Source organism: Ensifer sp. R1-3, from assembly GCF_056739175.1.
In genome coordinates this window covers 1716366-1737361 of the sequence record NZ_CP096515.1, presented here as the reverse complement: position 1 = coordinate 1737361, position 20996 = coordinate 1716366, and the positions used below count along the sequence as shown (strand labels likewise).

Here is a 20996-nt window from a genome sequence, read left to right as displayed (position 1 = left end):
ACAGATCGGTGGGGGTGGTCCACTGCACGTTCCTTAAATCTGTAGCGGCAGGGACCGCCTTCAGGCCGCCGCTGTCCAGGCCGCAATGTCGTCGCGCTCGCCGATGAGCGCCAGGCCATGGGCGATCGACAGGAGCTCGCCGCCGCTCTCGATACGCTCTTTGCCGAAGCGGTTCTCGAAGAGACGGCGAACCGCCGGCACGAAGGACGTCCCGCCGGTCAGAAACACCTTGTCGATCCCGTCCGGCGTGGTCGCAGTCGTTGAAAGGACCTCGTCAAGCGCCTCCTCGATGCGGGCGAGGTCAGGCGCAATCCAGCCTTCGAACTCGTCCCGGCGAACGGTACGGCGTGCGCGCTCTCCCAGCGGCGCAAAGGCGAATTCGGTTTCCTCCGCCTGCGAGAGCCGCATCTTGGTGGCCGAGACCGCCTGGTAGAGCGGATAGCCTTCGTCATGCTCGATGAGCTCCACGAAGGACTCCAGCTTCTCCGGCTCCAGGCTTGCCCGCACCAGCTTTTTCAATTCAGTGAAATCTCTCAACGTCTTGAAGATCGAAAGCTGATTCCAGCGGCCGAAATTCGCGTAGTAGCTCGACGGCACCTCAAGCAGCTTGTCGAAGCTCTTGAACAGACTCCCCTTTCCGATGAGCGGCGAGACGATGTTGTCGATGATCCGGAAGTCGAAATGGTCTCCCGCGATGCCGACGCCGGAATGTCCGATCGGCGTTGCCGTCAGCCGACCGGCCTGGCTCTCGAATCGGATGATCGAGTAGTCGGTAGTGCCGCCGCCGAAGTCGGCGACGAGCACCGTCGCGTCCCGATCGAGATTGCGCGCGAAATAGAAGGCGGCCGCGACCGGCTCGTACACGTAATGGACTTCGGGAAAGCCCATGCGGGTAAGCGCGCGATTGTAGCGTTCGAGGGCCAGTTTCTCGTCCGGATTGGCGCCCGCGAAATGCACGGGACGGCCGATGACGACACGCCTGAAGGTGGCCTCCCAGTTATTTCCGGCATAGTCCCTGAGCCGCGTCAGGAAGCGCTGCATCAGATCCTCGAACTCGTAGCGTTTGCCGAAGATCAGCGTGCCCTGGAAGAGCGCACTCGCAGCAAAGGTTTTGATCGATTGAAGGAAGCGGCATTCGCCCGGATTGTCGATGAACTCGCGGATTGCCGCCTGTCCTGCTTCCACTTTCAGCGGCGAGGGACCCGCATCCTTCAGGAAAGACAGGGCCGTCCGCGTCGTGTCCGATCTTCCGGTCGGGCTTTCCACGACGATGGAGCGCGTCGATGCGCCTTCGGTCTGCGCCAGTACGGAATTGGTCGTGCCGAAGTCGAGGCCTAGGGCGGATGCCATGATCGTCTCCGTCTTGTCGGTGATGCGGCTTGCGGGGTGGGGCGGGCCTCCTCGCATGCGAGCGCTGCAAAAGCAAGCTGCCGACTGCCACATCCGGGGCAAACTATTTACGTTTACGTTCCAGTAACATAGTAAACTCATGAACTCATGCGCAAATGCAGAGACAGTCTGTCGCATCCCGGCTCGACAAGGTTTACGGCATTTGTCATGACGGGATGATTTGGCCGGGAACGGAGCCGGCAGAAGACCGGCAAAACTGGAGAGTGTAATGACCGAGCAACAAGAACTCCCCGAACGCGAGAGCATGGAATTCGACGTCGTGATCGTCGGGGCGGGACCGGCGGGGCTTGCCGCGGCGATCCGGCTGAAGCAGGTCAATCCGGAACTCTCGGTCGTGGTGCTGGAGAAGGGCGCCGAAGTGGGCGCGCATATCCTCTCCGGCGCCGTGGTCGACCCGATCGGCATCGACCGGCTCTTGCCGGGCTGGCGCGACGAACCGGACCACCCGTTCAAGACGGAAGTCACCGACGATCAGTTCCTCTTTCTCGGCCCCGCAGGCTCTGTCCGCCTTCCCAATTTCCTGATGCCGCCGCTGATGAACAATCACGGCAACTACGTGGTATCGCTGGGCAATGTCTGCCGCTGGCTCGCCACCCAGGCGGAAGCGCTCGGCGTCGAGATCTATCCGGGTTTTGCCGCGACGGAAGTGCTCTACAATGACGAGGGCGCGGTGATCGGCGTTGCCACCGGCGACATGGGCATCGAGCGGAACGGCGAGCCGGGGCCGAACTTCGCCCGCGGCATGGAGCTGCTCGGCAAGTACACCCTCATCGGCGAGGGCGTGCGTGGCTCGCTCGCCAAGCAGCTGATTGCCAAATACAAGCTCGACGCGGGCTGCGACGTGCCGAAATTCGGCATCGGCCTGAAGGAGCTCTGGGAGGTGAAACCGGAAAATCATAAGCCGGGCCTCGTGCAGCATTCCTTCGGCTGGCCGCTCGGCATGAAGACCGGCGGCGGCTCCTTCCTCTATCACCTTGAGGACAATCTGGTGGCCGTCGGTTTCGTCGTCCACCTCAACTACAAGAACCCGTATCTCTATCCGTTCGAGGAATTCCAGCGCTTCAAGACGCATCCGGCGATCCGCGGCACTTTCGAGGGTGGAAAAAGGCTCTCCTACGGCGCCCGCGCCATCACCGAAGGCGGCTACCAGTCGGTGCCGAAGCTGTCTTTCCCCGGCGGGGCGCTGATCGGCTGCTCGGCCGGCTTCGTCAACGTGCCGCGCATCAAGGGCAGCCACAATGCGGTGCTGTCCGGCATTCTCGCCGCGGAGAAGCTTGCGGCGGCGATCGCCGACGGCCGCGCCAATGACGAGCCGATCGAGATCGAGCGCGGCTGGCGCGAGAGCGCTATCGGCCAGGACCTGAAGCGGGTCCGGAACGTCAAGCCGCTGTGGTCGAAATTCGGCACCGCCGTTGGGGTGGCGCTCGGCGGTCTCGACATGTGGACCAACCAGCTCTTCGGCTTTTCTTTCTTCGGGACGCTGAAGCACGGCAAGACCGATGCGCAATCGCTCGAGCCGGCCGCCAAGCACGAGAGGATCGACTATCCGAAACCGGACGGGGTGCTGACCTTCGACCGGCTCTCCTCGGTGTTCCTGTCGAACACCAATCACGAGGAGGACCAGCCGGTGCATCTGCAGGTGAAGGACTGGGACCTGCAGAAGCGCTCGGAATACGAGGTCTATGCCGGCCCATCTTCGCGCTACTGTCCGGCCGGCGTCTATGAATGGGTGAAGAAGGACGGCCAGCAGACCTTCGTCATCAACGCCCAGAACTGCGTCCACTGCAAGACCTGCGACATCAAGGACCCGAACCAGAACATCAACTGGGTGCCGCCACAAGGGGGCGAAGGGCCGGTTTATCCGAACATGTGAATGTTCGGAGAGGCAGGCCCGTACGGACTCCCGCCAGGAGAAAGCGGGCGAAGGGCCGGTCTATCCGAACATGTGAATGTTCGGATAGGCAGGTCGAACGCCCCCTGTCCGAACACGCAATTGCACTTCCCGAAAAGGCCGGCGAGCGATCGCCGGCCTTTTCGCATGTCCTTATCAGTCGTCCAGCTTCCGACGTGGATGGTGGGGGTTGCCGGCAAATGAAATTAAAAAAGGGGGTTAAACCCATCAATTATTTGTGTAGTTTGACAAACGGCAGGAATGTCAGCCGCTGACGCAAATGGGAAAGTGTTTGCCGGAAAGACTCGATAGCAATGTGGGCGGCACCGGTCCGAACAGGTATCGGTTGGCCCGCGAGCTGTCGCGCCCCGGCATCGGACCGGGGCGGGTGCTTGTACCATTCACTGTCAGCAGCTGCGGTGAGGCTGGCAGTCCGCCATAGAGACACCGCCAAAACAGAGGGAGCCGAAATGAAGAAACTTCTTGCAACGACATGCCTGGCCGCCGGTCTTTTGGGACTCGGCAGCGCGGCATCGGCGGCGGAATGCGGCGATGTGACGATTGCCAACATGAACTGGCAGAGCGCCGAAGTCCTGGCGAGTGTGGACAAGTTCATTTTGACCGAAGGCTACGGCTGCAGTGCAGAGCTGGTCGTCGGCGACACGGTGCCGACCATCACGTCGATGATCGAGAAGGGCGAGCCGGACATCGCGCCGGAGGGCTGGGTCGACCTGCTGCCGGACGTGGTGAACCGCGGTCTCCAGGAAGGCAAGCTCGTCGGCGCCGCAGTCGCGCTTTCGGATGGCGCCGTCCAGGGATGGTGGGTGCCGAAATACATCGTCGATGCCAATCCCGACATCAAGACGATCGACGACGTCCTGAAGCATAAGGAACTCTTCCCCGATCCGGAGGATCCGAGCAAGGGCGCTATTTTCAACGGTCCTCAAGGGTGGGGCGGCACGGTCGTGACGACGCAGCTTTACAAGGCCTATGGCGCCGAGGCGGCGGGCTTCACGCTGGTCGACACCGGCTCGGCAGCCGGCCTCGACGGCTCGATTGCCAAGGCCTATGAGCGCAAGCAGGGCTGGGCCGGCTACTACTGGGCCCCGACGGCGCTGCTCGGCAAGTACGAGATGGTCAAGCTCGAGCATGGCGTTCCGAACGACATGGCCGAATGGAAGCGCTGCAACACGGTCGCGGATTGCCCGGATCCCAAGAAGAACGATTGGCCGAAGGACAAGGTCCAGACGCTGGTGACCAAGGAATTCGCCGACCGCGCCGGCCCGGCCATGGAATATCTCAACACCCGCGCATGGACGAACGACACGGTCAACAAGCTCATGGCCTGGATGACCGACAACCAGGCGAGCGGCGAGGAAGGCGCGAAGCACTTCCTCGAGGAAAACCCGGACCTCTGGACCAAGTGGGTTTCCCCCGAAGTTGCCGAGAAGATCAAGGCTGCCCTCTGATCGACTCTCTTCGAATGAACGGCGCGCGTAAAAGCGCGCCGTTTTTTGTTTTGGAGTGCGTAGTTTTCGAAGGATGGCGCAAGATTTCGTTCACCGCATGTCGGTTTGAGAATAAGATTGCGCAGCTTCATCGTTTACACCGCGCGTTAGCGTTAAAAGGCAGGCGGCAAAGCAATAACAACCATAAGCCGCCCAAAAGAGTGCGAAGGGGAATCGACACATGGAATGGCTGACCAAATTTCCGCACATGGACGACGATCGGCTTCGACAGTTGAAGAAGATCATCGACGAAGGGTTTCGTAGCTTCACACGCGCCTATGGCGACGCGATCGAATCGTTCTTCGACCCGCTCCAGTTCTTCCTGATCCACGCCGAACGTTTCATGACGCGAACGCCCTGGCCGATCATTCTCATACTGATCGCCGTGATCGCCTGGTTCGCCAGCCGCAACTGGAAGATCGTCGCCGGTGCCATCGGTACCCTGCTCCTCATCGGCTATCTCGACATGTGGGACGACACGATGAAGACGATCTCGATGATCTTCGTCTGTACGGTCCTGTCGATAGCGATCGGCATACCGATGGGCATCATCATGTCACGTTCCGATCGTTTCCAGAACATCGTCAATCCGGTGCTCGACGTGATGCAGACGATGCCGAGCTTCGTCTATCTCATTCCCGTCGTGATGCTTCTCGGCATCGGCAAGGTTCCGGGGCTTATCGCCGTCGTCATCTATGCGATCCCGCCGATGATCCGCCTGACCAATCTCGGCATCCGGCTGGTCGACAAGGATGTGCTGGAGGCGGCGGACGCCTTCGGCTCGTCGAACTGGCAGAAGCTGAAGAACGTGCAGATGCCGCTGGCGCTGCCGACGATCATGGCCGGGATCAACCAGACCATCATGATGGCGCTTGCCATGGTCGTCATCGCCTCGATGATCGGCGTTCAGGGCCTGGGTCAGCCGGTCTTGAAGGCGATCGCCAACCAGTATTTCACGCTCGGCATCTTCAACGGCCTCGCCATCGTCGGGATCGCGATCATCTTCGACCGGGTGAGCCAGGCTTACGGGCGCCGGCTCCAGCGTCACCGTGAAATCATTCACGGATAGAAGCTCCAAAGAACTTCCCCTCCCCAACCCCTCCCACTTGTGGGGAGGGGTTGGGGAGGGGCCTTGCAGACGGCCCACATCGCGCCGGATCAGAAGCCGGCGAGCACCAGCTTGCCGCGCGTACGGCCGGTTTCGATCATCTGATGCGCCTTCTTGAGCGTTGCCGCGTCGATGGGGCCCAGCGTCTCCGTTAAGGTCGTGCGGATCTTGCCGCCATCCACCAGTTCCGCGACCCTGTTCAAGAGATTGTGCTGCTCGATCATGTCCGGGGTTCCGAACAGCGGACGCGCAAACATCATCTCCCAGTGGATCGAGACGGATTTGCGTTTGAACGGCGTGACGTCGAGGACGGCCAGGTCGTCGATCAGCGCGAAGCGTCCCTGCGGCGCGATCAGCTTGACGATCTCGTCGACATGCTTGTCGGTGTTGGTCGTTGAAAACACGAAGGCCGGCGCGCCGAGGGCGAGCTGCTCTATCTCCGCCGCAAGCGGGCGGCTGTGGTCGAGCACATGATGGGCACCGAGCTTCAAGGCCCACTCGCGCGTTTCGGCGCGTGAAGCGGTGGCGATGACGGTGACATTGGTCAAAGCGCGCAGCAACTGGATGGCGATCGAGCCGACGCCGCCGGCACCCCCGATGATCAGCACCGCATTCGCTGCACCCGGCACGGGATCATTGACCCTGAGGCGATCGAAAATCGTCTCCCATGCGGTGATCGCCGTAAGCGGCAAGGCGCTGGCGGCTGCGAAATCGAGCGACTGCGGTTTCCGCCCGACGATCCGTTCGTCCACGAGGTGAAGCTCCGCATTCGTCCCCGGCCGGTCGATGGCGCCTGCGTAGAACACTTCGTCGCCGGGTTTGAAGAGGGTAACCTTCGGGCCGACCGCCTTGACCACGCCGGCGGCATCCCAGCCAAGAACCTTCAGCTGCTCCGGCTCCGGCTGAACGCCGGCGCGCACCTTGGTGTCGACCGGGTTGACGGAAACCGCCCTGACTTCCACCAGGAGATCGCGCTCTCCCGGCGTCGGCACGGGCAGGTCCACGTCGATCAGCGCGGTCTCGTTGGCGATGGGTTGCGGTGTCTTGTAGGCGACGGCACGCATGGAATGCTCCTTTTGAAATTGAACAGGAGCTACATGGGCCCTATGCTCAAAAGGCACAAGAATGCACAAATTTGGCCTATAGTGTCGAAAAGGATACCGTATGTCCCGGCCGCGCGCGAAACTGACGAACACATTTCCGGGCTGCCCGGTGGAGTCGGCCTTGAGCTTCATCGATGGCAAATGGAAGGGCGTCATCCTCTATCACTTGATGAGCGAAGGCGTACTGCGCTTCAACGAACTGCGCAGGAGGCTGCCGAGCGTGACGCCGCGTATGCTGACCAGGCGGTTGCGTGAGCTGGAGGAGGCGGCGCTCCTGTCGCGTACGGTCTTTCCGGTCGTTCCGCCGCGTGTCGACTACGCCTTGACGGCGAGGGGAGAAAGCCTGAAACCGGTGATCATGGCCCTGAAAGCCTGGGGCGACGAGAATGTCCTCTGCGACGGCGACAGCATGACATTGAAGCCGCTCGAATCCCGCTCGCGGCCCGAACTCAAGCGCGCTTGATCGCTTCGTCGGAACCTCTCCACGCCGAAGCGGCCGGCGATATGGCTGCCCGGAATTTTCGTCGCCCGGCTATGGAAACCCCCGCGGCCGCTCTTATCTGAGAAGCTGAACGCACTCGCACGACGGAGGCAGCAGCCATTGAAAGTCAAGGCCATCTTCAATCGAGATGGGGGGACTTTTCGAACGACGGACATGGACGCCTACAGCAGGAAAGTCGAGGAGGACTTTCGGGCTGCCGGCCACGAGATTGAAATCGCCGTGGTCGGAGCGGACGAGATGCGGGATACTCTGGAGACCGCCTGCGGGCGGGGCGATCTCGATGCGATAGTCGCCGGCGGCGGCGACGGCACGATTTCGGCGGCGGCAGGCGTCGCCTGGAAAACCGGCATGCCGCTGGGCATCGTTCCCGCCGGCACGATGAATCTCGTCGCGCGCTCCCTGAAGCTGCCGCTCGATATCTGGAAGGTCCCGGAGGTGCTGGCCAATGGCCGTATCATCGATGCCGATATAGGCAGCGCCGACGGCCGTGCATTCGTGCACCAGTTCTCGATGGGCCTTCACGCCCGCATGGTACGCTATCGTCAATCCTATCGGTTCGCATCCCGACTCGGGAAGATCAGCGCCAGCACACGCGCCGCCATCGGTGTCATCTTCAATCCACCGGATTTCGAGATCGAATTCGACGCGGACGGGCACCGCGAGCGAAGGCATGTTTCGGCGATTTCGGTTTCGAACAACCATTTCGGCCACGACACGCTTATGTATGCCGAAGACCTGACGAGCGGCCACCTCGGCTTCTACACGGCGCCGCCGCTGAGCCCCGCCGGCGTGGCGAAGCTCTCTTTCGACATCCTGCGCGGAAAATTCAGGAGCAGCACGCTGATCACCGAGATGAGCGCTCTGACGGTCGACCTGCACTTTCCAAAGATGGACCGGAAGATCAACTGCGTCATCGATGGCGAACTCGTTCCGATCAGAAGCGGTCGGGTCGCGTTGCGCGTTCACCCCGGCGAACTGAAGCTGCTGGTCGGCTCGCAGGAGAGCAATGCCGGGAAAACCGTGTAACGGTTTTCCCGCGCGCTATTCCGCGACCCAGATATAGCTGAAGCCATAGCGATCCGAGCCGGTCCCGTAGAGATAGGGAAGGGCGAGGTGGCGCGGTGCCGCTGCCGCCTCGGGGACACCAAGTTCGGATAGAGCGTTCCGCAGCAGGTCGGGAACGGGCGCTTCCGGCTGTGCGTCATCGTGCCAGACCAGGAGAAGGGGTCTTCTCGACATATCGACCGGAAGGGCATTCGAGGGCCTTGGCATCGTGACCTGTGCCCGGCTGAACTGCGTTCGGAGATTTCCCGCAATCTGCTTGTCATTGGCGAGGATAAGCGCCGGCTGGCCGCCTTCCGCCTGCGCCACCGCTTCGGCAAATGCGGCGTAGGGTATATTCAGCCTCGAATAGTCGCCGAACCACGGCCGAACGACGGCGCGCGCCGATACCATCACGAGTGCGCCCAGCGCGATGACGCAGACCAGCAGGAAGAAGCGCCTGAGGCTGTCTGTGAGGTCGATATTCGCCGCCTCGATCTTCAGGCAGAGATAAAGCGGAATGAGAACGAGGAAGAGGACCAGCCATTTTTCCCGTACATGGGTGGCGGCCACGCCGAGTACGACCAGCAGGACCGCAATCAGGCAAAGGGCGAGCATCCGCCCTATGATCCTGCTCCACTGGCTTTCCGCCTGCCAGATCGCGCGGAGCTTGCCGCGGAAGACGAGGCCGAATACGAGCAGCGGCACCAGGCTGCCGCCGATGATGGCTGAGCCGAGCGAATAGACGCCGTAAAAGGCCTGAAGCAGAAGTCCCTCCGCCTCGCGCTCCCTCATCTCGTTCAAGGTCCCACCCGAGGCGAAACCGAAATTCTGCAGCATCCAGTAGGCGTGGGGCAGAACGATGAGAGTTGCTATCGCAATCGCCGGCAGAATTCGCCAGTCGAGTATCCGCGCCCGCAGCTCCCGTTCCGGCAAAACGGCGACAATCGCCGCTACCGGCACCAGGACGAAATTGTACTTCGCCATCAGGCCGATACCCACCGCGGCCCCGGTGAGGAGATAGGAAAAGAGGCTGGGCCGCTTGAGCGTCCTCAGTAAGCCGTACAGAAACAACGAGACGGCGAAGAGTGCTGCAATCGTGTGCGAAAGGTCGCGCTGTGCGAGTAGAAAGACTGGGGGTAGCGTGAGAACGCCGAGCATCGCGATCGGGGGCAGACGCCGGTCGGCCAGCACGAGCCGTGCCGCAAGACCGTAGAACAGGCAACAGAGAAAAAGGAGCCCGTTCTTGAGGATGGTCATTGTCGCCAGCGAAGGTCCGATGAGCTCTGCCAGTCCATATTGCAGCCAATTGTAGAAGGGCGGCTGCGGTCCGTATCCGAGGGCGAGGAACTGAGACAGAAATGCCTGTTCCGCCTCGTCGATCTCCAGTGAGCTCGAGACGGAGACCCGCAGGATGATGCACAGCAGGAAATAGCCGGCAACCGCCAGGACGGCCGCTCCAGGCCGCCGATTGACCGCTTCAAGCATGCGGCTGCTCCCGCTCGAAAGTCTGGCGCACGATGTAACTCGTCACTTCATCGTCGCGGAAATAGGCGCGCGCCATCATCTCCGAGAGAATGCCGGTGGTGATCAGCTGGATCGACGAGAGGAACAGCATCACGCCGACGATCAGCATCGGACGGGTGCCGATGTCGTTGCCGAGGATGAACTTGTCTATCGCAAGATAGAGAAGGATCAGCACACTGAGGCCGCCGGCGGCCAGGCCAATGGAGCCGAAAAAGTGCCCGGGCCGCGCCTTGTAGCGCATGAAGAACAAGACCGCGAGCAGATCGAGGATAACCCGGAACGTGCGCGAGATACCGTATTTCGAGGTGCCGTAATGCCGCGCATGATGGGTCACCGGCATCTCCCCGATCCGGCTGCTCGGCACGACACCCGCCACCCAGGCGGGAATGAAGCGGTGCATTTCCCCCATCAGCTTCACCTGCTTGATGATGGAACCGCGGTAGATCTTCAGGCTGCAGCCATAATCGTGCAATCTCACGCCGGTGATCTTGCCGATCAGAACGTTGGCGCACCAGGAAGGGATCTTCCTCAGAATCAGCGCATCGCGTCGGTTTTGCCTCCAGCCGACAAGGAGGTCGAGCCCGCGCTCTTCTATCGCCGCGACCATGTTGGGAATGTCCGCCGGATCGTTCTGGAGGTCGCCGTCGAGCGTCGCGATCAGCCGCCCGGAGGCCGCGTCGATTCCCGCCTGCATTGCGGCCGTCTGGCCGAAATTCTTCTGGAGCTCGATGATCTTCAGTTGCAGGTCGGGGTTTGAAAGCTCCTTGCGCGCATTCGGCAGGGTGCGATCCGTGCTGCCGTCGTCGACGAGGATGAGCTCCCATGACTTCAGGAACCCGGCCATGGCCGCCCGGATGCGCGTGACGAGCGGCCCGACGCTCTCTTCCTCGTTGAACACCGGCACGACTATGGAGAGCTCGACGCCCTCCAGGACTTCGGTCGTCGGCTTCACGGGTTCTTCGATGCGATTCAAGGGGGCAGTCTCCGGTGGGCTTGCAGGTTTTCTTGCATACTTATGAGGTTATAACCAATGTCGAATCGCATTGCTGATACAGGAAAACAGTCTCGATGAATACGAACTGGGAGCGCAGCCGGCGGTCGTGGCTCGCGCGCAACCGTCTGGCACTGATTTCCGCGGCGGCAATCGCGGCTTATGCCATCTTCATAGAGTGGGTCTGGGGCTGGCCGGTACTGCTGCGGCAATGGGCCGAGATCGGCGTCGGGCCGGTCCTCTCGGCGCTAGCGCTTCTCGTCGCCACCTATTTCATCCGCTGCTATCGGATCCACGACTACTTCCCGGGTGAAACCAGGGGCCGTTTTCTGTCTCTCTTCCGGGTGACCCAGGTTCACAATCTGCTCAACATCATGCTGCCGTTCAGAGCCGGCGAAACGAGCTTTCCCTTGCTCATGCGCAGCGAATTCGGCGTGCCGCTGGTGCGTGGCACCGCGGCGCTCTTCGTCATGCGGCTTCTGGATCTGCACGCCCTGCTTACCGTCGCTGCGGTGGGCCTGGTGGCCGGGCGGGGCCAAGGGGCGATCGGCTGGGTTCTCTGGCTGATCGCTTTTCTGTCGCCTCTTGCCTTCTTTCTCATGAAGGAGAAAGCTCTCACCGTGATGCGCCGTTTCGCGCCGGCGAAGGCCGCTCCGCTCCTGGATGAGGCGGAGGCAGGTCTGCCGATCGGCATTCCCGCTTTCCTGCGGGCCTGGGCGATGACGATGCTGAACTGGGCGGTAAAGGTCGTCGTTCTCGCCTGGGTGCTCGCGATCATGGGGGTCGCGCCACTCGCCGCCTCCTTCGGCGGGGCGCTCGGTGGCGAATTGTCTTCCGTGTTGCCGGTGCACGCGCCGGCGGGTGTGGGAACCTACGCAGCGGCGATCGTCGCCGGCGCGGTTTCCTTCGGAGCGTCGGCGGATCAGGCGACGCTCGAGACGCTCGGCCGCGCCAGTGTCAATGCCCACCTCATGGTCATCGTGTCGGCGGTGGCCGGCACGATGCTGTCGCTCCTCCTGCGGCCGAAAGCGTGAAACGCTTCTGCGCGATAAGATGCTGGCTCTACTGGAACGAGGTCTCGTAGAAGCTTCTGAGCTTGCGTGAATGCAGCTTCTCGGGAGGCATTGCCGCCAGTTTCTGCAGGGCGAGGATACCGATCTTCAGATGCTGGCTCACCTGGGTCCGGTAAAAGGCGCTTGCCATGCCGGGCAGCTTCAGTTCGCCGTGCAGGGGCTTGTCGGACACGCAGAGCAACGTCCCGTAGGGGACGCGGAAGCGGAACCCGTTGGCGGCGATGGTCGCCGATTCCATGTCGAGCGCGATGGCCCGGGCCTGCGAGAGTCGTTTGACCGGCCCGCGCTGGTCGCGCAGTTCCCAGTTGCGGTTGTCGATCGTCGCGACCGTGCCCGTGCGCATGATCTGTTTGAGGTCGTAGCCCTTGTAGCCCGTCACTTCGGCGACGGCATCCTGCAAGGCAACCTGCACCTCGGCCAGTGCGGGCAGGGGAATCCAGACCGGCAGGTCGTCATCGAGCACGTGATCCTCGCGCATATAGGCATGCGCCAGCACGTAATCGCCGAGCCGCTGGCTGTTGCGCAGCCCCGCGCAATGGCCGAGCATCAGCCAGACATGCGGCCTCAACACGGCGATATGGTCGGTGATCGTCTTGGCATTGGATGGCCCGACGCCGATATTGACGAGGGTGATGCCGCCGTGCCCCTTCTTCTTCAGATGATAGGCGGGCATCTGCGGCAGACGGGCGAGCGAATAGTCGGCATCCGGCCGGTCGGCACCCGCCGGTGTGGTGATGTTGCCGGGTTCGATGAAGGCGGTGTAACCGTTGCCGCCCTCCGCCATCTGCTGGCGCGCCCAGGCGCAGAACTCGTCGACATAGAACTGATAGTTCGTGAAAAGCACGAAGTTCTGGAAGTGCCTGGCGCTGGTCGCCGTATAGTGGCTGAGGCGCGCCAGCGAATAGTCGATGCGCTGCGCCGTGAAGGGCGCGAGCGGCGACGGTTCTCCCGGTCCCGGTTCGTAGGAACCGTTGGCGATCTCGTCGTCGGTGGTCGTAAGATCCGGCGCGTCGAAAAGGTCGCGCAACGGAATGTCGATGCTTTCGGCCGCAGACGCTTCGACATGCGCCCCTTCGCCAAAGGCGAAATGGAGGGGGATAGGTGTCGAGGATTCCGACACCGTGACGCCGACGCCGTGGTTGCGCATGAGGTGGCCGAGCTGTTCTTTCAGATAGTGCCGGAACAGTTTGGGCCGGGTGATGGTCGTCGTGTAGACGCCGGGCGCGCTGACATAGCCGAAGGAAAGCCTGGAATCGACATGTCCGAAGCTGCTCGTCTCGATGCTGACCTGCGGATAGCAGGCGCGGAAACGGGTGAGCGGCCGGCCGCTTTTTCCGAGCCCTTCGAAACCTTCGCAGAGGAAGCGGGTGTTGCGCTCGTAGAGCGCCTCCAGACAATCGACGGCCTCGGTCGGATCGTCGAAGAGCTGCGGCTCAAAGGGTTCAGGGGTGGCGACGGAGAGGACGGAGTTTGAAGAGATTCGCTTGTTCATGTCGCATTATATGCTGCACCTTTCGACAAGCAAACGACAAGAGTGTTGTTTTTTGTTCTACAGCGCCGCACGTTGTACTTCAGCGAGGCCCCGCGAGAATGATCGCACTGCCGGCGAGCGCCACGGCGGCGCCCGTCATGTCCCAGTGATCCGGCCGGACGCCTTCGGCAAGCCAGAGCCAAGAGAGCGACGCGACGATGTAGACGCCGCCATAGGCGGCATAGGTGCGGCCCGCCGCTGCCGCGTCCACCATCGTCAGCAGCCAGGCGAAAAGCGCGAGCGAAGCCATGCCGGGAATGAGCCATAAGGCGGATTTGCCAAGTCTCAGCCAGGACCAGAAGGCAAAGCATCCGGCGATTTCGGCAAGAGCAGCGAGAAAATAGATAGCGTATGCGGGCACGGTTTCAGGTCCTCCCGATCAGAGAGAAACGGACTTTCAACCGACATGCAAGGATAGAAAGCGGCGTCTCGAAATCAGCTCATCGCCTGGCGTTGAAGGGTGACGAAAAGAACGAAGCCGGCACCGTTCTTGCCGATGCCGTAGCCGGCGGCTTTGCTGTAAGCGACCGCTCCGATGGGTGCGATCAGCAGGCCCGCGAGTATCAGGAGCCTGAGCGAAAGAATGGCAGAGGAGACGAGAGCGGCCATTCCACAGCTTCCTTCAGAGTTTGGCTTGGCAGTATTGCGCCGTGTGAGCGGTGCAATCCGTGAGCGAGCCGATATAGGTGTTCTGGCGGCGGCGTTCCGTGTCGGCGCCGACTGCGGCGGCAAGCGTCATCGCGAAGACGACCATGAGCAGGCTGATAATGGTGAGGCGGCGAGCGAGAATGTCCATGGTTCCGTCCGTTGAAGCGAGACACGTTCAAATCGATTGATTGTCTTTTCGCACAACCAAACTGAACTCTGGCTGAGACGTCCGTTCATCTGGCGTTCATCTAAGCAGCGCCGAAGATGTGCAGCGGTTTAGGGAGAACGATCATGCACTTAAACAAATGCGCGTCGGACTGCGGCCTTGCCGTTGAGCCGTCGTGTTCCTAAGTCAGTCCTTCCGACAAATCAGGAGAGACGCGATGACCGCTCCGATCGAGCTTTATTATTGGCCCACGCCGAACGGCTGGAAGATCACCATAATGCTGGAGGAGCTCGGCGTTCCCTACGTCGTCAAGTACATAAATATCGGCCGGGGCGATCAGTTCCAGCCGGACTTCCTGAAGATCTCGCCGAACAACCGGATGCCGGCGATCGTCGATCGGGACGGTCCGGGTGGCGAGTCCATCTCCGTATTCGAATCAGGAGCGATCCTGCAGTATCTCGGCCGCAAATACGGCAAGTTCTATCCCGCCGACGAGCGCGCCCGTGTCGACGTCGAGCAATGGCTCTTCTGGCAGGTGGGCGGACTGGGGCCGATGGCGGGGCAGGCACACCATTTCCGCCAATATGCCCCGGAAAGGATCGCCTACGGCATCGACCGCTATACCAATGAAGTGAACCGCCTCTACGGCGTGATGAACAAGAGGCTCGCCGACCGACCGTTCCTCGCCGGCGATTACTCGATCGCAGACATGGCCGCGATCGGCTGGGTGATTCCGCACGAGAATCAGGGCCAGGACCTCAACGAATTCCCGAATCTGAAGCGCTGGTTCGACGCCGTGCTTGCGCGACCGGCGGTGAAGAAGGCCATCGAGGTGGGCAAGGAGGAGCGGGCGCGCCAGAAGAGCCTCGCCGAGGACGAAGAGGCGCAGAAGGTTCTGTTCGGCCAACGCGCCCGCTGAGACGATGCCACGGACAGAACGGAGAAGCAGGAAACGAGGGCCTGCCGCATATATTCTCCCCCCTTGTGGGGGAGACAACAAGCGGCTTGACCTTCACCTATCCCAAGCGATGCCGTCGGCAGACCGCATAACTGGAAGCGAGAGCCAGCCGGTCTCTCTCCGTGCAACGGCTCACTAGAGGTCGCGGCTGGTGCAACGCCGCCCATGTTTTAGCTGTCGAGGCTTAAAGACGCGTCCAGGTTTGCGACTTGCAAAGCACCTTCAGCACGCAGCCCCGCATCTTCAGCAGATTGCCGTCCACCGACCCGGTGCCGCTATAGGTCTTGTCGCTTTCGGGATCGGTGACCACGCCGCTATAGCTGCCGCCGGTTCCCGACAGCGAACCGACACGCTTGCCCGCGTGCTTGCCCGTCTTCAGCGTGACGCAGAAGGCCGCGCCGCAGGGGGCGATTTCCGCGGTGGAGCCGCTCGCCGTCTTCCACTTGCCGAGGATAGGTTCGGCGGCGTGGACCGGGGCGGCTGCGGCAAAGCCAAGCGCTGCTGCGGCGAGCAATGTGCGAATCATGCGATCTCCTCCGAAGTCGGCAGGCCCTTCGGTCCTGCCGTGTGCTGGTTCCCTGTGGAGCGCGATCTCCTGCAGCGCCGCACGGGTTATCGGGCGAACGAAGATCACTCCGGCGCAGACAGTATATTACGCGTACGTAAACGTAAATATCCGCGCGTTGCTTTGCAGGACATGTTGCGCGCGGCGGCACCGTCCTTGAAAAGAGCAGCTGTTCTCATGGTTAGCGTTTAGTTGAAATCCGGACGTGAAATTTTCGTAAAATTCGAGGCGAATGCGTGCCTTTACAGGGCCTGCAATGCTTAACGAAAACCCAAGTTTACCAAGCGTTTGGACTTTGTTTGCGTCAAATTAAGCATGGATTTTAAGCGGCCATTGAAGGCCGTCGGGCATATTCACATCCATAAGACGAGCGGCGAAACAAGCCGCCGACCAACCGGAAAGCGACACCGCAGAAGACGGGGCGATTTCCCGGAAAGCCCGCCAAGAGGCTCGATGAAACAGGGACCAGGATACCAGCTGAAGCAGGGCTCGCCCCATACGGGCGGGCCGCTTCGCTCTAACGAAGAAAAGACAGGGACAAGAAAAATGGCACTCTTTAACATTGAGATCGTTTCGGATGACGCCATCGGCGGCGGCAACCGTGCCGACGTTCTGTGCGAGATGGGCCTCGCCTATGCGACTGGTCGCGGCAGGCCCGTCGATCTGGTAGCCGCGCACAAGTGGCTGAACATCGCCGCGATCAGGGGCTCGGACCGCGCGGCCGACCTGCGGGCCGACCTTGCGGCGACGATGAGCAAGTCGGATCTCGCCGCTGCGCTGCGCGCAGCACGCGAATGGATGACGATGCACTGATGCGTGGCGGTTGCCGCCGGTTCAGGTGGCAGCCAAACTCCTGATCACCTCCGGAAGCGCGGCCGCAAGAAGATCCATTTCCGCATCGGGCGCGGTGCTGATACGGATGCAGCGGTTGAGCGGCGCGACGCCGGGCATGCGGATGAAGATCCCGTGATCGCTCATCAGCCGATCGACGATCGCCCGTGCATAGATTGCATCCTTTCCACAATCGACAGCCACGAAATTCGTGGCTGAGGGTAGGGGGGCGAGTCCGCTATCGGCAGCTATGCGGCCGATCCTTTGCCGTGAGTTCGCGATTTTGAGCGTGACTTCCTTCAAATAGTCCTGATCGGCCAAAGCGGCGATTGCTGCTGCCACGCCGATGCGGCTCATACCGAAATGATTGCGGATCTTGTCGAAGGCCTGGGCGGTCCCCGGCGTCGACAGCGTATAGCCGATGCGCGCGCCTGCCAGGCCGTAGGCCTTCGAAAAGGTGCGCGTGCGAATGACGTTCGGCTTGTCGATAAGGCTTTCGATCGGCGGGAGCGCATCCCGCGGCGCCGTTTCGCAATAGGCTTCGTCGAGTACGAGGAGCGTCGTTTCCGGCAGGGCCTGCGCGAAGGCGACGACGCGCTCGGCGGGCCACCAGCTTCCCATCGGATTGTCGGGATTGGCCAGATAGACGAGCGGTGCATTCTCACGGCCCACGGCGGCGAGCAGTCCTTCGAGATCTTCCCGGTCGTCGGCATAGGGTACCGTGACCAGCCGCCCGCCATGGCCCGCGACATGATAGTTGAAGGTCGGATAGCCTCCGAGAGAAGTCACCACCGGCGCGCCGGCTTCCACGACGAGCCGCACGATTTGCCCGAGAAGGCCGTCGATACCCTCTCCGATGGCGATATTGGCGGGAGAGGTGCCGAGATGGTCGGCAAGCGCCTGCTTCAGGTCGTGGTTTTCGGGATCGGCATATTTCCAGGTGTCGCCGGCCGCCTGGCGGATGGCGAGCAATACGGATGGTGCCGGGCCGAAGCCGCTCTCATTGGCGCCGATGCGTGCCGCAATCTTGCGGCCGTGCTGACGCTCGAGGGCTTCCGGGCCGACAAAGGGGACGCTGGCCGGCAGGGATTGGATGAGTGGCGTGAAGCGTAAGAATTCGGACATCTTGAAAAACCGTACTCCGTTCGGAAATGCCCGCGGAACTTATCGCATAAGGATGGGAATCGGAATCGACGCAGAGAAAGAATTCCCCCGGAAGAAGTCAGTGCACTTGGCATTGCGACGTTTCATGCGTGATGGACAAGACCTTTCCCGATTGCCCGATGCGGTCCTAGTTCTCATATGACTCGGGGGGCGCCGCGGCCCGAAGCGGATGAAAATCGGATGATTTCCTGAAATTCGACAAAAAAATCTTGCATTGGAAACGCCGTGACACTAGTCAGGCCCTAACGGAGAGGTGGCCGAGTGGTCGAAGGCGCTCCCCTGCTAAGGGAGTATACCGGAAACGGTATCGAGGGTTCGAATCCCTTCTTCTCCGCCATTTTATTTCGGCCCATTCTGTCCGACCCGGACACATGGGTAACACTTCGTCCTTAAGACATGGGTGACAACCTCGTGCCGAACGGGTTGTCGATGGTTTGCAAAGTCCTCTGCTCCAGGTCGATATATCCCAGATCATCGTGCATGAAGCTGACGAGCCAATACCCCGGATCAAGTCCGGGGCAGGCTCCGTCGACTGCTTTGATTCCAAGCTTCTGCCCGGCCAGCACGGTGCAGATGTTGATCTCCTTGCTAGATGCAGAGACGCCCGCAATTTCGTCCACATGACGGTGCTCAGGCTGCATTCTCCAACGGACGCGCGCGCTCGATCCGCTCACGTTCCTTTGGCGTATTCATCACCAGCCAAAGATCGTTGCGCCTCTGCACATTGAGCCAGAAGTCCGGGCTGTTGCCGAACACGCGGGCGAGGATCAGCGCCGTCGCCGCCGTCACGTTCCTGCGGTTGCCGCATAATTCGTTGACGTGCTTGCGCTGGACGCCCATCGCCTCGGCGAGCGCGCCCTGCGTCAATCCCATCGGCCGCATGAACTCTTCAGTCAGTATCTCGCCGACAGTCGCCGGCTTGCGCTTGGTGGTCAGCATGTTCGCCTCGCTTTCATCGGTAGCTGTGATCGTCCAGATAAATCCCGTCGGCCTCTCCGCGCGTCCCATCCCAGCGGAAGATCAGCCGCCATTGCTGGTTGACGCGGATCGAATGCAGCCCCGCCAGATTGCCGCGCAGCTTCTCGAAGTGATTGCTGGGCGGCACGCGCAAGTCTTGGTCGGTTGCGGCATCGTCAATCATCTGGAGCTTGCGGAACAACCGAGCTTCAAGATCGGACGGGATGTTACGGGAACGGACATCATCCACAAAGAAGGTCCGAAGCCAGTCGTCCCGAAAGCCTACGATCACAGGTTCACTCCAACGATGGGCATATGTACCACTCTATAACTCAAATTTCAATGGCAAATGGCTCTGCCGCCGGGTCCGAACAGTTCATCGAACGGATTCCCATTCCCGCCACCGCCGTCACGTTCCTGAGTTTGCTGCTTGATGACATGCTTGGCTGAACCCATTGCCTCGGCGAGCGCGCACTGTGTCGAGGTGCTTGCCGACTCGCGAATCCCTGCGCACTGATTCTGCCGGGAATCGGCCAGGAAGCACCTCGACCATCCGCGCGAACCGACGATCGGCGTGCCCATGGCTTCCGCAAGGACCGGTCTCGCGGAGCGCTCTTGCCCGGTTTTATCCCCCTTTCTGGCCATTTTTTGCCCCTTTCCGGAACAGATGGCCGGGAGTGACCTCGCGCTAAACCCCCGTCGCTAAAGGATTTTCTTAACGCTTTGTTAATTCCCTCGGGCCGTCTGGGGCGATTTTGTGTCGTTTCAGCAACAGGGATCAGGGAAGGGCAGGGCAAAGGAGTCGATCTGGTAAGTTGGTCGTTGCGCGCCCCACCCGGTTTTGTATTTTCAACTCCGGAAGCAAGGGCGGTTGATCGTCCGACTTCTTGAACGTTGGGGATGGGGCAGGGAACGCTGTCCTTCAGCAAAAAAAACCCAGACCCGTTTGAAACTTTTGACTGGAGGTCAGAAATGAACATCAAGAGCCTTCTTCTCGGCTCCGCTGCTGCTCTCGCAGCAGTCTCCGGCGCCCAGGCTGCCGACGCAATCGTCGCTGCCGAGCCGGAGCCCATGGAATACGTTCGCGTCTGCGACGCTTTCGGCACGGGCTACTTCTACATTCCGGGCACGGAAACCTGCCTCAAGATCGGCGGCTTCATCCGTGTTCAGGGCTCGTTCGGCCGTGACGAGGTAACCAGCCGTGACGACAACGGCGGTACGTCGGATTGGGATATGTTCTCCCGCGCCTACATCTCGTTCGACGCCAAGAGCGACACCGAATACGGTACGCTCACCGGCTTCTTCGCTGGCGAGTTCAACGCCGACAACGACACCGACGAAGGTGATAGCTTCATCGACGTCGACGAAGCTTACATCCAGCTCGGCGGCTTCAAGGCCGGCTTCTTCTACAGCTGGTGGGATAAGGGTCTGAACGGCGAAACCGACACGCTCGGCAACTTCACCGAATTCAACTCGCTCGCTTACATCTACGATGGCGGCACGTTCCAGGCCGGTATCTCGGTCGACGAACTTGAAGGCGCAACGACGAAGGACAACGGTGTCGGCGTTACCGGTATCGTCTCCGCTACGCTCGGCGGCGTTGCTTTCGACTTGCTCGGCAGCTACGACACGGAAGCCGAAGAAGGCGCGATCCGCGCCCTGCTCTCCGCAGACCTCGGCCCGGGCACGTTCCAGATCGCTGGTATCTGGGCATCCGAAACGAACGCTTACTGGGATGACTCCGAGTGGACCGTTGCTGCGTCCTACCGCTTCAACGTGAACGACAAGTTCGCCATCACCCCCGGCGCTCAGTACTTCGGTAACGTGAACGAGAACAACAACTTCGGCAACGACGATGCATGGCGCGTTGGTATCACGACCGACTACCAGATCACCGAAGGTCTCGCCACCCGCTTCACGATCAACTATGAAGATCAGGACAATGGCGACGAAGAAGTCTTCGGCTTCCTCCGCCTGCAGCGTGACTTCTAATCTGACCTGACCTCGGTCAGTGGAAGGAAA

The 20996-nt window shown here is 61.2% G+C and carries 22 protein-coding genes, 1 tRNA gene and 1 pseudogene; 10 read left to right on the top strand and 14 right to left on the bottom strand.

What is annotated here, in order from left to right; genetic code table 11:
- Window positions 1-60 precede the first annotated feature (60 nt).
- A complete protein-coding gene (locus tag M1D43_RS08405; protein WP_010968998.1) occupies window positions 61-1350 on the bottom strand; it encodes an Hsp70 family protein in 1290 nt (429 codons plus the stop codon).
- 268 nt (window positions 1351-1618) lie between these two features.
- Between M1D43_RS08405 and M1D43_RS08400 the strand changes: the two genes are divergently transcribed.
- The 3 genes from M1D43_RS08400 to M1D43_RS08390 all read left to right on the top strand — a co-directional run bounded on the left by M1D43_RS08400 (window position 1619) and on the right by M1D43_RS08390 (window position 5878).
- Entirely contained in the window at window positions 1619-3283 is a 1665-nt protein-coding gene (locus M1D43_RS08400; protein WP_153313436.1) for an electron transfer flavoprotein-ubiquinone oxidoreductase, read from the top strand.
- 488 nt (window positions 3284-3771) lie between these two features.
- A complete protein-coding gene (locus tag M1D43_RS08395; RefSeq protein WP_010969000.1) occupies window positions 3772-4770 on the top strand; it encodes an ABC transporter substrate-binding protein in 999 nt (332 codons plus the stop codon).
- A 220-nt stretch (window positions 4771-4990) separates the two neighbouring features.
- Window positions 4991-5878 (top strand): ABC transporter permease, encoded by an 888-nt coding sequence (locus M1D43_RS08390; protein ID WP_003527334.1) that lies wholly within the window; start codon window positions 4991-4993, stop codon window positions 5876-5878.
- A gap of 89 nt (window positions 5879-5967) precedes the next feature.
- Here M1D43_RS08390 and M1D43_RS08385 read toward each other — a convergent pair whose 3' ends face one another.
- On the bottom strand, window positions 5968-6981 hold the full coding sequence (locus tag M1D43_RS08385) for a zinc-binding alcohol dehydrogenase family protein (RefSeq protein WP_153313437.1): 1014 nt from the start codon (window positions 6979-6981) through the stop codon (window positions 5968-5970).
- Window positions 6982-7081: 100 nt separating this feature from the next.
- On the opposite strand from M1D43_RS08385, the gene M1D43_RS08380 reads away from it, so the two are divergent.
- Both M1D43_RS08380 and M1D43_RS08375 read left to right on the top strand, forming a co-directional pair.
- The gene (locus tag M1D43_RS08380) at window positions 7082-7483 is read left to right on the top strand and encodes a winged helix-turn-helix transcriptional regulator (protein ID WP_153313438.1); all 402 of its coding nucleotides are present in this window, start codon (window positions 7082-7084) and stop codon (window positions 7481-7483) included.
- A 138-nt stretch (window positions 7484-7621) separates the two neighbouring features.
- Window positions 7622-8548 (top strand): diacylglycerol/lipid kinase family protein, encoded by a 927-nt coding sequence (locus tag M1D43_RS08375; protein ID WP_010969003.1) that lies wholly within the window; start codon window positions 7622-7624, stop codon window positions 8546-8548.
- Window positions 8549-8563: 15 nt separating this feature from the next.
- On the opposite strand, the gene M1D43_RS08370 is transcribed toward M1D43_RS08375, so the two are convergent.
- On the bottom strand, window positions 8564-10051 hold the full coding sequence (locus tag M1D43_RS08370; RefSeq protein WP_153313439.1) for an ArnT family glycosyltransferase: 1488 nt from the start codon (window positions 10049-10051) through the stop codon (window positions 8564-8566).
- Complete coding sequence (locus tag M1D43_RS08365) at window positions 10044-11063, bottom strand: glycosyltransferase family 2 protein (protein ID WP_153313440.1); 1020 nt, start codon at window positions 11061-11063, stop codon at window positions 10044-10046. The genes M1D43_RS08370 and M1D43_RS08365 overlap by 8 nt, the downstream gene beginning before the upstream one ends.
- 95 nt (window positions 11064-11158) lie before the next feature.
- On the opposite strand from M1D43_RS08365, the gene M1D43_RS08360 reads away from it, so the two are divergent.
- On the top strand, window positions 11159-12115 hold the full coding sequence (locus tag M1D43_RS08360) for a lysylphosphatidylglycerol synthase domain-containing protein (protein WP_153313441.1): 957 nt from the start codon (window positions 11159-11161) through the stop codon (window positions 12113-12115).
- Window positions 12116-12143: 28 nt separating this feature from the next.
- Here M1D43_RS08360 and M1D43_RS08355 read toward each other — a convergent pair whose 3' ends face one another.
- The 4 genes from M1D43_RS08355 to M1D43_RS08340 all read right to left on the bottom strand — a co-directional run bounded on the left by M1D43_RS08355 (window position 12144) and on the right by M1D43_RS08340 (window position 14481).
- Window positions 12144-13646, bottom strand: a complete 1503-nt coding sequence (locus M1D43_RS08355; RefSeq protein WP_003527321.1) for an AMP nucleosidase — start codon at window positions 13644-13646, stop codon at window positions 12144-12146.
- A 79-nt stretch (window positions 13647-13725) separates the two neighbouring features.
- Complete coding sequence (locus M1D43_RS08350) at window positions 13726-14046, bottom strand: YnfA family protein (RefSeq protein ID WP_027989911.1); 321 nt, start codon at window positions 14044-14046, stop codon at window positions 13726-13728.
- Between the two features lie 74 nt (window positions 14047-14120).
- Window positions 14121-14294: a hypothetical protein gene (locus M1D43_RS08345; RefSeq protein WP_003527319.1), complete on the bottom strand. Its 174-nt coding sequence runs from the start codon at window positions 14292-14294 to the stop codon at window positions 14121-14123.
- A 13-nt stretch (window positions 14295-14307) separates the two neighbouring features.
- A complete protein-coding gene (locus M1D43_RS08340; RefSeq protein ID WP_003527318.1) occupies window positions 14308-14481 on the bottom strand; it encodes a hypothetical protein in 174 nt (57 codons plus the stop codon).
- Between the two features lie 235 nt (window positions 14482-14716).
- Between M1D43_RS08340 and M1D43_RS08335 the strand changes: the two genes are divergently transcribed.
- Complete coding sequence (locus tag M1D43_RS08335; protein WP_153313442.1) at window positions 14717-15418, top strand: glutathione S-transferase family protein; 702 nt, start codon at window positions 14717-14719, stop codon at window positions 15416-15418.
- A gap of 223 nt (window positions 15419-15641) precedes the next feature.
- Here M1D43_RS08335 and M1D43_RS08330 read toward each other — a convergent pair whose 3' ends face one another.
- Window positions 15642-15983, bottom strand: coding sequence for a DUF2147 domain-containing protein (locus M1D43_RS08330; protein ID WP_027989913.1), 342 nt, complete (start codon window positions 15981-15983; stop codon window positions 15642-15644).
- Window positions 15984-16568: 585 nt separating this feature from the next.
- Here M1D43_RS08330 and M1D43_RS08325 point away from each other — a divergent pair.
- The gene (locus tag M1D43_RS08325; RefSeq protein WP_003527312.1) at window positions 16569-16835 is read left to right on the top strand and encodes a sel1 repeat family protein; all 267 of its coding nucleotides are present in this window, start codon (window positions 16569-16571) and stop codon (window positions 16833-16835) included.
- Between the two features lie 21 nt (window positions 16836-16856).
- Here M1D43_RS08325 and M1D43_RS08320 read toward each other — a convergent pair whose 3' ends face one another.
- Window positions 16857-17978, bottom strand: coding sequence for a pyridoxal phosphate-dependent aminotransferase (locus M1D43_RS08320; RefSeq protein ID WP_153313443.1), 1122 nt, complete (start codon window positions 17976-17978; stop codon window positions 16857-16859).
- Between the two features lie 286 nt (window positions 17979-18264).
- Between M1D43_RS08320 and M1D43_RS08315 the strand changes: the two genes are divergently transcribed.
- Window positions 18265-18354 (top strand) — tRNA-Ser (locus tag M1D43_RS08315).
- A 52-nt stretch (window positions 18355-18406) separates the two neighbouring features.
- On the opposite strand, the pseudogene M1D43_RS08310 reads toward M1D43_RS08315, so the two are convergent.
- From M1D43_RS08310 to M1D43_RS08295, 4 genes and pseudogenes are all read right to left on the bottom strand, one after another.
- Window positions 18407-18629: pseudogene (locus tag M1D43_RS08310) on the bottom strand (hypothetical protein); the annotation flags it as partial.
- 18 nt (window positions 18630-18647) lie between these two features.
- A complete protein-coding gene (locus M1D43_RS08305) occupies window positions 18648-18956 on the bottom strand; it encodes a HigA family addiction module antitoxin (protein WP_010969010.1) in 309 nt (102 codons plus the stop codon).
- Between the two features lie 13 nt (window positions 18957-18969).
- Window positions 18970-19266 carry a type II toxin-antitoxin system RelE/ParE family toxin gene (locus M1D43_RS08300; protein WP_003527306.1) on the bottom strand — a complete coding sequence of 99 codons (297 nt, stop codon included), beginning with the start codon at window positions 19264-19266 and terminating at the stop codon, window positions 18970-18972.
- Between the two features lie 47 nt (window positions 19267-19313).
- The gene (locus tag M1D43_RS08295; protein ID WP_127638304.1) at window positions 19314-19619 is read right to left on the bottom strand and encodes a hypothetical protein; all 306 of its coding nucleotides are present in this window, start codon (window positions 19617-19619) and stop codon (window positions 19314-19316) included.
- A gap of 327 nt (window positions 19620-19946) precedes the next feature.
- Between M1D43_RS08295 and M1D43_RS08290 the strand changes: the two genes are divergently transcribed.
- The gene (locus M1D43_RS08290) at window positions 19947-20966 is read left to right on the top strand and encodes a porin (RefSeq protein WP_153313444.1); all 1020 of its coding nucleotides are present in this window, start codon (window positions 19947-19949) and stop codon (window positions 20964-20966) included.
- Window positions 20967-20996: the final 30 nt, after the last annotated feature.